Here is a 13,242-nt window from a genome sequence, read left to right on the forward strand (position 1 = left end):
TATCGATAAAAAATGTGAAAAAAAGTAAGATTAGGTGTAAATTCCTACAAATGGAATTAGCAATCCTACAAGTTAGTGCCCAACCATGTCTTCTGGGCGCACCCAAGCGTCAAATTCTTCTGCCGTGAGGTATCCTAAACGTACCGCTTCTTCTTTTAAAGTAGTTCCGTTGGCGTGAGCAGCTCCAGCAATCTCCGCAGCTTTATAATAACCGATCTTAGTATTAAGCGCGGTCACTAACATTAAAGAGTTGTTGAGCATCTTGTCAATTACTTGACGGTTGGGTTCAACACCACGCGCACAATTCAAGTCAAAGGAAACACAGGCATCTCCGATCAACTGTGCAGATTCCAAAATGTTTGCGGCCATAACCGGTTTAAAAACATTGAGCTCGTAATGTCCTTGCATTCCACCAACAGCAATCGCTACATCATTACCCATTACTTGTGCACAAACCATGGTCAAGGCTTCACATTGGGTTGGGTTCACTTTTCCGGGCATGATAGAAGACCCAGGCTCATTCGCTGGAATGGTGATCTCTCCAATACCCGAACGCGGTCCACTGGCCAACAAACGGATATCATTAGCGATCTTGTTCAAGGAAACGGCCAATTGCTTTAATGCACCGTGAGTTTCAATGATAGCATCATGAGCGGCCAATGCTTCAAACTTATTCTGAGCACTTACTAGCGGGAGCTGTGTGAATTCGGCAATGTACTCTGCTACGCGTTTTGCATAGCCTTTTGGGGTATTGATTCCTGTACCTACGGCAGTTCCTCCTAAGGCCAGTTCACTCAAGTGATCTAAGGTATTCTTCAAAGCAGCGATACCGTGGTCTAGTTGAGAGACATAACCGCTAAACTCTTGTCCAAGAGTAAGCGGAGTTGCATCCATCAAGTGGGTTCTACCAATTTTAACTACGTCTTTAAAGGCCTCTGATTTCTCACGCAAAGTGTCGCGCAACTGTTCTACCCCTGGAATTGTAGTTTCTACCACCTTTTTATAGGCGGCAATGTGCATACCAGTAGGGAAGGTATCGTTAGAGGACTGTGATTTATTCACATCGTCATTGGGTTGTAAGGTCTTTTCACCTTCACCAATGGTTTTTCCAGCCAACTGATGTGCGCGGTTCGCGATCACCTCGTTGACATTCATATTACTTTGAGTACCGCTACCCGTCTGCCAAATAACCAGCGGGAACTGATCGTCGTGCTTTCCTTCAAGGATCTCATCACAAACGGCTCCAATAAGGTCGCGTTTTTCAACAGCTAGGACTCCCAATTCACAGTTGGTGTAGGCCGCAGCTTTTTTCAAATAAGCAAAACCGTAAACGATCTCCAAAGGCATGGAGGCAGGTCTTCCTATTTTGAAGTTGTTTCTAGAGCGTTCGGTTTGTGCGCCCCAAAGCTTGTCTGCAGGTACTTTAACTTCTCCTAAAGTGTCTTTTTCTATGCGGTATTCCATGGTTGTAATTTTATCATTGCAAAGGTAAATATTGAGGTGCAAAAGTGCCCCTTAAGGAGGGGATAAATTTTTTTTACTGAGGAGAATAATTTTTTAGATTTTCATTTATCTTTGCAGCATACTAAAAATAGTTACCCATGTTCGAATTTGACCAATATCTAGGATTTTTAGCATTCTTAACCATCTTGACCATCGGTTTTTGGTTGATGATCTTTTTGATCAGCATCATTCCTTACTGGATTGGGGGAGCATTAATGGAGAAAATGAAAATGAAGCGCGACGCTAAAAAAGCGCAGCAATAAAGCATTCATTTAGAGATAAAAAAAAGAGCGGTCAACTGACCGCTCTTTTTTTATGTCTTATGGACGTCCTTGGAATTCAAAGTCGTCGTCTCCGCCGCCTTGTCTGCCGCGTTGTTGGCGTCTTTTCTGTTGATTGAATCTGTAAGTGAATGACATGGTGAATTGTCTTTCCCTCCACTGGAATTCACTTTCTTGGGTAAAGGTAGGGGTGTTGGTCTCACTGATTCGCTTACGGCTGTTGAACAGATCACGAACGTTGAAACCTAGTGTTGCATTGTCGTTAAACAGATCTTTAGCGAACGCTAAATCAATGGATAAAATCCCTTTATTTCTGGTCTGAGCATCCTCACGCGGTCCGCGATAAAACGCATTGGTCTGCCAATCGATCTTAGCTGGTAAAGTTACTTTAGAGGAGAAGCGTGCAAACCAGCTGGTGTTATCTGCACTAAAGTCAGTACCGTTGAATTCTCCCTCAGTGACAAATCGGAAGAAATTGAAACTACCGTTCAAGCGTAACCATTTGGTCGGATTGTAAAGCACACCAGCTTCTGCACCAAAGCGCTCGTTGGTTGCCAAGTTAATAGGAATGGTACGCACAACCGGTACGCCGTTTGGAGTAACGTCTCCCGTGTTTTCTCGAATAAACTGAAAGGCATCCGTCTCGTATTGGTAGTAGACAGAACTGGTCAGGGTCAGCTTTTCCCAACGCTTCAAATACCCAAGATCAAAAGCAGAGGCAAAGGCAGGGTTCAATCCTGGATTCCCTTGAAAGATGTTAGCTTCACTAGATCGAGAAGGGAAGGGATTCACAAAGAAACCACGCGGTCTGTTGATTCTTCGGTTATATCCAAAGGTGATGTTCTCACTTTCTCCCAATTCATAAATGAGGTTTACCGTAGGGAAGAGTCCGTCAAAGGTTTCGTCAAAATCCACATCAAAGTCATCTCCAACAGTGGGATCTATTTCTGTCACCGCTCCTTGTTGACGTGTAGATTCGTAACGCAATCCTAAAAGGAAGGAGAACTTTCCAAATTTATTCCCGTATTGGGAGTAGATGGCGTTCACATCTTGCTGAAAGGTAAATACGTTAGACAGATTTCCATTGCGCTCAAAGACGCCGCTAGTACCCACTTCTTCTAAAACTTGAAAGTCGGTCACGGTTTCTCTGAATTGTCCGCGATATCCTGCCTCAAATTGGGCATTTTCCCCAATAGGCAACACATAATCTGCTTGGATCAAGTAGTTGTCGCGAGATTCATCTGTGGTAATGTCTTCTGCGGGTAAGGTCTCTGGATCAGGGAAGGCCGCGCGCTCTTCAATAAAGTTAGAGGCTTCCTCAGTGCGCTTATCGTATTGCAGGTCCACAGCAAGGTTGTGACCATTGTCATCAAAGTTGTTGGTGTAGTTTAAAGCGACTTGGTAACTATCGCCAATCTCGTTTTCGTTCTCAATACGCTCGGTTTGCTCCGCCAAAGTGTTGGACGCGTCAAACTCATCTGTAAAGTTTCCGGTTCTGTCGTCATCATTACCGGTACGGTAAAAACCAGAGGCGGTAATGGTTGAACGATCCGTTAAATTATAAGTTATTCCCAGGTTAGTGGTAATTCCTCTGCGAATGCGGTCAATGTCGCGATCTTCAATTACCGTAGGGTTTTCAATACCGTCAATATCAAAGTCATTTCTAAAAAAACCATTTCCTGGAGATTCTTGATATCGAACCGAGGTCGTATTGAAAATGTTGAATTTCTTTTGGCGGTAGTTGATGTTTCCAGTAAGACTGGCACCCCAAGGGAAACCTACATTAGAAATGATAGATCCATTAAATCCTAAGTTCTTATCTTTTTTAAGTACGATATTGATGATCCCAGCAGATCCTTCTGCATCATAACGCGCCGAAGGGGAGGTGATCACCTCTACGCGCTCAATGGTCTCTGCAGGCAATTGACGCAAAGCATCCGTGTTTCCGAATCCTGCAAGCGCACTTGGGCGCCCGTTGATCAAGATCTGTACATTTCCATTACCACGCAGGTTGATGGCTCCATCCACATCTACGGTCACCGAAGGGACATTATTAAGGGCGTCACTTACAGTTGCTCCACTGGTGGTAAGGTCTTTACCGATATTATAGATCTTTTTATCTAAACGAACCACAACTTCCGTGGTCTCTGCAGTTACCACCACCTCATCTAAACTGGCGGCATCCAAGGCCATTCTTACTGGCGGCAGCTCTGTGGTCTTGTTCACCAGAACATTTTCTTTTCGAACCGTTTTGTAGGAGATATAATCATATTGAACGGTGTAGACGCCTTCAGGAACAGAAATAGAATATTTACCGTCAATCTCTGTAATTCCGCCAGCAACCAGGTCATTGGTGGCATTAAAAAAGGAAACTGTGGCAAATTCAAGCGGTTGCCCGGTTTGCTCATCTACAATAGAACCTTTTACGGTGTAATTTCTTGCATTGGCCTGCCCAAAAGTGAAGGGAATCACAAATAGAATAAGGGCAAGCGTGGTTAGTGCTTTTAGCTGCATTGGGTAATTTTTTGGCGAAGTTAGACCTATATATCCCGCAGCTTCCCTAAGGTTATGTTAATCTTGTTTAAGAATTTGCAAAAAAGCTTCGGCAGCTTCTAGAGGTCTTCCCACCACAGCAGCATCAGATGTACTTAAAATAGGACGTTCTATTAATTTTGGTTCTGTGATCATGGCCTTGATCAAATCAGCTTCAGACAATTCCTTGCCTTTGTAGTCTGCTTTCCAGACGGCTTCTCCCTTGCGGATCAATTCCACCGCAGTCATTCCCAATTTATCTATAAGCGCCTTTAGTTCCTGCTCAGAAAGCGGATCGGTCAAATACAATCTTATGTCATGAGAAATACCGCTAGACTCTAATAATTGCAAGGCTTCTCTAGATTTTCTACAACGCGGGTTATGATATATGGTGATCATGGACATAAGGTTTAATTAAAGCTTCAAGTTCTAAGGTGTAATCGTGCTGCAGGTCTTCATGCAGCTTTCCTATTTTTTGTTCGATCTGATTGATCTGTCTCCAAAAAATATTGGTCAAGACTTTGTTTTCAAAGATAGATGGTCTGATCTCGGTTAGACGATAACAAAAATGCATCAAGAGCTCAACAGCAGTTTCATTCTTATTTGAATAACGAATAAATCGACGAAGCTCGCGAAGAATCTTGCGAACACTCTTTTTAATATAATAATGCGATTGCGTATTGATGGATTCAAAACTGGTATCCATATCGGCTTGTAAGGCGGAAATATACTGTTCTTCGTCCTCAGCATCAAAGAGCAAATAACTGAGCATTTCCTTGTTGTCACGCTTAAAACGACCCAGTTCCAAACACAGTTGGATCAAGGCTTCTCGATCTTGGAGCTGCAACTCTTTTTTAATTTGCGATAAGGGCTGTGGTTTAAGACCCATAAAAGAAATCTTATTGCGCTTTACCTGAGATATGCCCGGCAACGATCATCGCGTCAGTCTCCGCCAAAGAACGAAACACTTCAAAAGTCTTTCCCTGAGTGCGCTGGGCGCCCATCGCATTGCCGTATTGGGCTGCTTTTACATAGGCTGTGTCTTCTTCTAAAAGACCAAAGGCTATTCCGCCGGCAAAAGAATCTCCACATCCTGTGGTATCTACCACGTGATCTACAATTACAGGTGATACATGTTGAGCATGCACCGCTCCGTCTTTAAGGGTGTAAACCATAACGCCGCGGCTGTCTAAGGTGACGTAAAGTGACTTTAATCCGTGACTCAGGCAGTGTGCAGCAAACTCAGGCAATTGCGATTCACTCATGGCGTCATGAGCAGCGAGTTCTCCTAGGTCATATTCGTTTTTAAACCAACTGCAGTTGGCCTCTTCTAAATTCATCTTCAATACATCGATATACGGCAACCAACGGTCCCGATCTACCCAGAACTTGGTCACACGGTCTCCGCGATGGGTTAGGGCAGTAGTAGGTCCGTGCGCATCAAAGACCACGGTGGCTTCGCTGTTGTTCTTTATGTACTGTAAGGTCTCCAAAGGAACTTCAAAATCGGTTACGGGAACACAAACAAATACGTCGCAATCCAGCAAAGGTTCAACGTCTTCAGGCGTAATTGGCGGCATGAAGGCTGTTTGTTTTTCCTTCCGATTATTCTGATCCAAAAATTGCAACTGGATCACATCTCCTTGATCTTGCGCATCGGATATATAATCTGTATTGATATTGGCATAAGGGGCTAACACATCCAAAACCCCTTGATAATCGGCCTTGCGAACATGAGTTACTGGATAGACCACCCCTTGATCACCTAACAGGCGAGAGAGTGCGATTGCCGTGTGGGTGGCCGCACCGTATTTCTGAATGACCTCACCGTGGTGAGTAACGATGTGATCCCTTGGGATGGGTCCTAAAACTGCAATTTTATACATAACTATAGTTCGTCTGCCGGTTTCTCCTGCCCGGTCATCATTAAATATTCTTTTAAAAACTCGTCCAAAGCGCCGTCCAATACTGCATCAGTGTTACCGGTCTCATAATTGGTGCGCACGTCTTTGATCAATTTATAAGGATGCAGCACATAATTTCTGATCTGCGATCCCCATTCAATAGCCTTCTTTTCTGATTCGATCTGATCTCTGGCCGCTTGTCTCTTTCTGAGTTCTATCTCGTACAACTGCGATTTAAGCATTTGCATGGCTTTCTCCCGATTCTCTAACTGTGAACGTGTTTCACTATTGTGGATCACAATTCCAGAAGGATGGTGCGTCAAGATGGCCTTGGTTTCAACCTTGTTCACATTTTGACCACCGGCACCGCTAGATCGGGCAAAATCCCAACTGATGTCCGCAGGATTGATGTCGATCTCTATGCTGTCGTCTGCCAAAGGATAAACATATACAGAAGCAAAACTGGTGTGGCGTTTAGCATTGCTATCAAAAGGGGAGATGCGCACCAAACGGTGTACACCGTTCTCACTTTTTAGCCAGCCAAAACCGTATTCTCCGTCAATTTCTAAAGTTACTGTTTTGATCCCAGCCACATCGCCCGGTTGAAAATTGAGCTCTTTGACCTTGAATCCTTTTTTCTCCGCCCACATCAAATACATGCGCATAAGCATCTGCGCCCAGTCGCAACTTTCCGTTCCACCAGCACCTGCGGTAATTTGCAAGACGGCGCTCATGTCGTCACCTTCATCGCTCATCATATTTCTGAACTCCAGGCTTTCCGTGGCTTCTTGGGCTTTTGTAAAGGCAGTGTCCACCTGCTCTTGGGTAGCTTCGTCCTCTTTGTAGAATTCCATGAGAACCTCGGCTTCATCAATTAGGGTGACGGCTTCTTCAAAGTCGCTGACCCATTTTTTTTGGCCCCGAAGTTTCTTCATAAAGACTTCTGCTTCCTTGGGATTGTTCCAGAAGTTAGGATCGAAGGTCTTTTCTTCGTCATTCGCTATAATGACACGCTTTCCGGCAATGTCAAAGATACCTCCTTAACGCATCCTGGCGCTCTCTAAGATCTTTGATCTGATCTGTTGTAGTCATACTTGCTTGTTAGTCATACAAAAATAGAACTTCAAGGTCTGCGATGAAACAATTTTGACGTATTTTTATGCCTCTAGCAAACCAAAATCTTATGAAGCGATTGATTTGCCTCTTGGCAATTGTATGTTGTATCTCCCCAGTAAATTCTCAATTCTTAGAAAAACAGGAAGACCTACAAGCCTTCAAAGGCTTCTTCGATTTTCATTACAGCTCCAAAGCGGGTGCCATTTACCTAGAAGTTGATAAACTCGATCAGGAGTTTTTATACGTGCATTCGTTGACTTCGGGTCTGGGTTCTAATGACATTGGACTAGACCGCGGGCAATTGGGTGATGGTGTTATTGTAAAGTTCATCAAATCGGGCAATAAACTGTTATTGCTGCAACCCAATCAAGATTACAGAGCCGTTACGGATAATGAAGCAGAGCGTAAATCCGTAGAGCAGGCCTTTGCTAAATCTGTTTTGTTTGGCTTTGATATTAAAGAAACCACTAAGAGCGGTAGTTATGTGATCGATCTAACTCCTTTCTTAATGCAAGATACTCATGGCGTAGCTCAACGCCTAGCACGCGCTAAGGAAGGAAAGTACAGCTTGGACAAAACTCGCAATGTACTTTGGATGGAACGCACCAAGGCTTTCCCTAAGAATGTGGAATTTGAAGCCATGTTGACTTTTAAAGGGCAACCCACAGGTAGAAATGTGAGCAGTGTAGCACCGGATGCCAGTGCATTGACCGTGATCCAGCACCACAGTTTTGTACAATTACCAGATGACGGCTATTCACCTAGATCTTTTGATCCGCGCAGTGGAGCTATTCACAGATCGTATTTAGATTATTCCACGCCTATTTGGGAACCGATCCGCAAACGAATGGTTGTTAGACACCGCTTAGAGAAGAAGAATCCTAACGCTGCGGTAAGTGAGGCTGTTGAACCTATAATATACTATTTAGATCCAGGGACTCCTGAGCCGGTACGGTCTGCGCTTTTAGAAGGCGGTCGTTGGTGGAATCAGGCCTTTGAGGCTATTGGTTATAAAGATGCATTCCAAGTGAAGATCCTCCCAGAGGATGCGGATCCTATGGACCTGCGCTACAATATGATCCAATGGGTCCACCGATCCACGCGTGGTTGGAGTTATGGAGCGAGCATAGTAGATCCACGTACTGGTGAGATTTTGAAAGGACACGTAAGTCTGGGTAGTTTGAGAATTCGACAGGACTTTATGATCGCGCAGGCTTTGATGAATCAGCCCTTTGCAAATAGTGATGACAATTACCAGCCCATGCTAGAAATGGCCTTGGCCAGAATCAGACAGCTTTCGGCTCATGAAATAGGGCATACCTTAGGTTTTGCCCACAATTTTGCAGCCAGCCCTACAGGACGCGCCAGTGTAATGGATTATCCGCATCCACTCTTAAGAATGAAGAACGGACAGTTAGACATCAGCAATGCTTATGATACAGGTATAGGCGTTTGGGATAAGGTCACTGTGGCTTATTCCTATGGAGATCCAGCGGCGGGTCAATCAGAGAAAGACTATTTAAATCAAGTTTTAGCGCAGGCGCAAAAAGACGGTTTACAATTCATATCAGACAGCGATGCCCGTGCTCAAGGAGGAGCTCACGCTTATGCGCACCTTTGGGATAACGGAGAAGACGCCGTTAAAGAATTAGAAGAGGTGTTGAAATTGCGTCAGACGGCTATGAATAATTTTTCTGCGGATAACATCCGCAGCGGAGAACCATTAACGGTACTTGAAGATGTTTTTGTACCGCTGTATTTCTTCCACCGCTACCAAACAGAGGCTGCAGTAAAGCTAATCGGTGGCTTAAATTACAACTACTCGGTTAAAGATGATGGCAATTTGATTCAGGAGGTAGTGAGTAAAAAGGAGCAATTGAAGGCACTACAGGCCATGATGGAGACCCTAAAGCCCGAAAACTTGGTGATTCCTGAGCATGTTTTAGAGCTTTTCCCGCCGCGTGCTTTTGGGTATTGGAGGGATCGTGAATCTTTTAAAGGAAAGACTGGAGTGGCTTTTGACCCTGTTGGCGCTGCTACAACTGCTGCAGACTTCACTTTGGGGCTTTTGTTGCACCCAGAGCGTGCAAATCGATTGAACCAGCAATGGGCTATGAATAGCAAAAATGCCAGCTTTTTGGATATTATGAATTATCTGAGTGCACAAATCATCTCAGTTTACCAATTCGACACTGAATACGAGGCGGAAATCTCTAAAGCCGTTAAGCACCGCGTTATTCAACATATGATGAACTTGGCCATGGACACAAGAACAACTCCAAGTGTCAAGGCACTTGTGCTGAGCTTCTTGACATCCAATCAAGAGGTTTTGACAGAAGAGGGCAGTTTGTTCTCTCAGTTCTTAGCACTTGAAATTAAAAACTTCATGGAAGACCCGGACGAATACAAGCCGCAATCGGCTCCGACAATTCCTGATGGAAGTCCGATTGGGAGCTTTCAGTGTTCGCACAATCAAGAATAGTAGATGAAAAGATTATTATTCATAGGCTTCTTTTTACTGAGTGTAACGTCATTTGCGCAAAACGATGCCCAATACGTGGAAGGCTTGCTGCGAGATTATGTAGAAGGACTTCAGGCGGATGGAGTGACAGAGATCTTTGTGCGCGCTCATAAATGTGAAGGTAATGTGCAACGCTTTATGCTACGCGATGGCAGCTGGTGTACTTCTAACGGAACTTATATAGATACAGCGGTTGTTTACGCTAAGGATGAACAACTCTATTTGACAAAAATTGACAACTGCGGATTGTTTAAAGCCGTTAGACTTGAGGACCCAAAGATATTTGCCTTTTACAAAGAACACGAGCAAACCCTCAAAACAGAACGACTTAAAGATTACGATACCGATGTCCCATATACAGATACCAAATCTAGGACAGCAGTGTACAATTGCCGTTGGGCTTATGTCTTTTTCACAGGAACGGAGACTTTCAACTCGCGTTATGACGAGATCCAGTTGACCAATGACATGGAGCATCCCAACAAGAATTACGACTACAACAACAATCATCCGCTGGTAGCTTTAGAGGCGATGGTGGATGCTACCTTAAAAGACCTTGAATCCAAAGGCAAACTCAATAGAAAATACTAAATGATAGACCTCAGAAGCGATACGGTTACTAAACCGACACCCGGCATGCTTCAGGCCATTATGGAGGCAGAAGTAGGAGATGATGTGTATAAAGAAGATCCCAGCGCCAATGCCTTGGAGCAGCGCATGGCAGAACTATTCGGTAAGCCCGCTGCTCTGTTCTTCCCAACAGGAAGTATGGCCAATCAAGCGGCAATCAAATTGCACACTCAACCCGGAGAGCAATTGATTTGCGATAAATACGCGCACGTCTATAATTATGAAGGCGGAGGTGTTTCCTTTAATAGTGGGGTTTCCTGCAAGCTTTTAGACGGAACACATGGAAAGATCACTGCAGCTCAAGTAGAGGCAGCGATCAATCCTCCTGATTTCTATCACAGCCCGCTCACCACGCTTGTCTGTTTGGAGAACACCACCAATAAAGGAGGAGGAGCTTGCTACGACTTTGATACCATTGACGAGATCCGAGCAGTTTGTGACAAACACGGTTTGGGCTTGCATTTAGACGGCGCACGATTGATGAACGCCATTGTTGCTAAAGACCAAGACCCTAAAGAATTCGGGAAGCGCTTTGACACTCTTACCGTCTGCTTTAGTAAAGGTTTAGGCACTCCTATTGGTACCGTTTTGATCGGCAATCAAGATCTAATGGACAATGCGATTCGCGTGCGTAAGGTATTAGGCGGAGGAATGCGCCAAATCGGTTATATGGCGGCAGCCTGTCTTTACGCCTTAGATCATCATGTGGAGCGTTTGGCAGAAGACCATCAAAAAGCAAAAGAAATAGGGGAGGTTTTACAGAGCTTACCTCAAGTAAAGAAGGTTGCACCCGTGGAGACTAATATTGTGATCTTTCATGTGGAAGATGAATCGGCCTTTTTAAAAGCTATGGATGACCACAATATAATAGTGAGTAATATGGGGCAAGGAGCATTACGTGTGGTGACGCATTTGGATTATTCCGACAGTATGCACCAAGAGTTCTTGAAAGTCCTCAGAAAAACATTAGCATAAAAAAAAGCCCTGCAATTGCGGGGCTTTGATCTTTTAAAGGACGTTTGGATTTATTCTACTTCCTTAACGTCTGCGTCTGGAGCGTTGTTCTTGATAGATTGAATTCCATTCTCCATACCAGCTTCTGCAGCATACATTTGGCTTGTACCAATGATTTGGCTGTTTGCAGCTTTTAGGTTGAAGTAGAATTTTCCATTTTTAGCCGTGTTACGCTCAAATTTAGCGTCATCGCTAGAATTCTTACGTACAGACTCAATACCATTCATCGCTCCGCTTTTGCTCGCGTATACTTGGCTAGAAAGGATAACTTGCCCGTTTTTGGCTTTCAGTACAAAGTGATACTGATCGGATCCTTCTTTTTGCTTCAATTCAAACATGTTTGTATTATTTGGTGTTAAACTTCGTATGTGTAAGTAAATATCCGAAAAAAAACCTGAAAATCATTTTCATCGAGGCTTTACCCTTCAAAATTTACGGTCTAGGTATTTCATCGACTATTTGTGTTGTTCAACGATTAACGCTTTCGATTTCTTGCAATCTAATGTTAAAGGAATTCTAAGAAAAGGACATTTGCCCTCGTTAAAACAAATCACTAATAAACATCACAATGAGAAAAATTGTACTACTAATCCTGGCCGTAGGTCTCGCGAATCTAACTCATGCCCAAGACCTTCCGTCCAATCCAGAACCTGGAAAGTGTTATGTACGTTGTACTACACCAGACGTTTATGTAAATGAAGATGTGCAAGTTATGGTTAAGCCTGCTTACAAGGTATTAAAAACCGTTCCTGCACAGTATGAAACCGTAACAGAGCGCGTAATGGTAAAAGCAGCCGGTAAAAAATTGGTTGTGGTTCCAGAAAAGTGGGGAACAGAGACCATCTCTTATGTAAAGAAACAAGGTGCATCTACACTACGTGTAATTCCTGCAAGCTTTTCTAGCGACTCAGAGACTTTAGAGATCAAACCAGCTTACGCTCAATGGGAGCTTGGTACCGCAGCACCTGACTGTGCTTCTGCCAATCCAGATGATTGCCGATACTGGTGTTATAAGGGATATCCTGCAGAATTTCAGACTGTAGCTGTTCAGCGATTAGCAAATGATGCGAGCACTACTTCTACGCCTGTATCTGAAGTACCTGCTTCTTACACCAAGCGTGTGGTTGTTGAGCCAGCTCGTGTAGAAGAGGTAGAGATTCCTGCAGAATACGCCACTATTACAAAGACTGTATTGGTTAAAGATGCGCAAGTTGTAGAAGAGACTATTCCAGCTGTATACAAAACGATCACTCGTGAAGTATTGCAAACAAAAGGTGGACTTACTACTTGGAAAGAAGTAGAATGTGAGCTTTTGGAATACAACGACTTGAACATCAACTGGAACTTGGGATCTGCTACTTTGACTGCAGAAGCTAAGCGCGAGATTGACACCAAATTACTTCCTGTATTGAAAGATGGAGTACGTGTAGAGATCGCTTCTCACACCGATTCAAGAGGTACTGCTGCAAGCAACAGAGATCTTTCTGAGCGTCGTGCACAAGCAGTGACTAACTACTTGATCTCCAAAGGAATCAACTCCAGCCGTATCGTATCGAACGGATATGGAGAATCTCAACTACTAAACCGTTGTGCTGATGGAGTTTCTTGTTCTGAGCGTGAGCACAGAGCAAACCGCAGAACGCAGTTTAGAATCATCCAGTAATCCACGTTCAATCCTGTGAACTACTTTTTGAGGAGTCCCATTAATTTGGGACTTCTCTTTTTTTTGCCCATTTTTGGC

12 protein-coding genes are annotated in these 13,242 nt (G+C 43.9%); 5 read left to right on the plus strand and 7 right to left on the minus strand.

All coding sequences use genetic code 11. The features are described 5' to 3' along the window. Positions 1–72 precede the first annotated feature (72 nt). Positions 73–1,464 carry a class II fumarate hydratase gene (gene fumC, locus POW22_RS09210; protein ID WP_272832363.1) on the minus strand — a complete coding sequence of 464 codons (1,392 nt, stop codon included), beginning with the start codon at positions 1,462–1,464 and terminating at the stop codon, positions 73–75. A 137-nt stretch (positions 1,465–1,601) separates the two neighbouring features. Here fumC and POW22_RS09215 point away from each other — a divergent pair, with 137 nt between their 5' ends. Further along, a complete protein-coding gene (locus tag POW22_RS09215) occupies positions 1,602–1,766 on the plus strand; it encodes a hypothetical protein (protein WP_272832364.1) in 165 nt (54 codons plus the stop codon). A gap of 57 nt (positions 1,767–1,823) precedes the next feature. Here POW22_RS09215 and POW22_RS09220 read toward each other — a convergent pair whose 3' ends face one another. From POW22_RS09220 to prfB, 5 genes are all read right to left on the minus strand, one after another. Then, positions 1,824–4,298, minus strand: coding sequence for a TonB-dependent receptor (locus POW22_RS09220; protein ID WP_272832365.1), 2,475 nt, complete (start codon positions 4,296–4,298; stop codon positions 1,824–1,826). Between the two features lie 57 nt (positions 4,299–4,355). Next, positions 4,356–4,715, minus strand: coding sequence for an arsenate reductase (glutaredoxin) (gene arsC, locus POW22_RS09225; RefSeq protein ID WP_272832366.1), 360 nt, complete (start codon positions 4,713–4,715; stop codon positions 4,356–4,358). Then, a complete protein-coding gene (locus tag POW22_RS09230; RefSeq protein WP_272832368.1) occupies positions 4,696–5,205 on the minus strand; it encodes a hypothetical protein in 510 nt (169 codons plus the stop codon). The genes arsC and POW22_RS09230 overlap by 20 nt, the downstream gene beginning before the upstream one ends. Positions 5,206–5,215: 10 nt before the next feature. Beyond that, positions 5,216–6,202, minus strand: coding sequence for a carbohydrate kinase family protein (locus tag POW22_RS09235; protein WP_272832369.1), 987 nt, complete (start codon positions 6,200–6,202; stop codon positions 5,216–5,218). A gap of 2 nt (positions 6,203–6,204) precedes the next feature. Next, a protein-coding gene (gene prfB / locus POW22_RS09240; protein WP_272832371.1) for a peptide chain release factor 2 occupies positions 6,205–7,312 on the minus strand; the annotation gives its coding sequence in 2 pieces (ribosomal slippage) (positions 6,205–7,248 and positions 7,250–7,312; 1,107 coding nt in all). 91 nt (positions 7,313–7,403) lie between these two features. On the opposite strand from prfB, the gene POW22_RS09245 reads away from it, so the two are divergent. The 3 genes from POW22_RS09245 to POW22_RS09255 are packed head-to-tail and all read left to right on the plus strand — an operon-like array spanning position 7,404 to position 11,462. Beyond that, complete coding sequence (locus tag POW22_RS09245; RefSeq protein WP_272832372.1) at positions 7,404–9,818, plus strand: zinc-dependent metalloprotease; 2,415 nt, start codon at positions 7,404–7,406, stop codon at positions 9,816–9,818. A gap of 3 nt (positions 9,819–9,821) precedes the next feature. Beyond that, positions 9,822–10,448, plus strand: a complete 627-nt coding sequence (locus tag POW22_RS09250) for a hypothetical protein (RefSeq protein WP_272832373.1) — start codon at positions 9,822–9,824, stop codon at positions 10,446–10,448. Beyond that, entirely contained in the window at positions 10,449–11,462 is a 1,014-nt protein-coding gene (locus POW22_RS09255) for a threonine aldolase family protein (RefSeq protein WP_272832374.1), read from the plus strand. It abuts the gene before it with no gap. A 50-nt stretch (positions 11,463–11,512) separates the two neighbouring features. Here POW22_RS09255 and POW22_RS09260 read toward each other — a convergent pair whose 3' ends face one another. Then, positions 11,513–11,839 (minus strand): YegP family protein, encoded by a 327-nt coding sequence (locus tag POW22_RS09260; protein WP_272832375.1) that lies wholly within the window; start codon positions 11,837–11,839, stop codon positions 11,513–11,515. 230 nt (positions 11,840–12,069) lie between these two features. On the opposite strand from POW22_RS09260, the gene POW22_RS09265 reads away from it, so the two are divergent. Further along, on the plus strand, positions 12,070–13,164 hold the full coding sequence (locus POW22_RS09265; protein WP_272832376.1) for an OmpA family protein: 1,095 nt from the start codon (positions 12,070–12,072) through the stop codon (positions 13,162–13,164). Positions 13,165–13,242: the final 78 nt, after the last annotated feature.

Source organism: Gilvibacter sediminis, assembly GCF_028561565.1.
Taxonomy (GTDB): domain Bacteria; phylum Bacteroidota; class Bacteroidia; order Flavobacteriales; family Flavobacteriaceae; genus Gilvibacter; species Gilvibacter sediminis.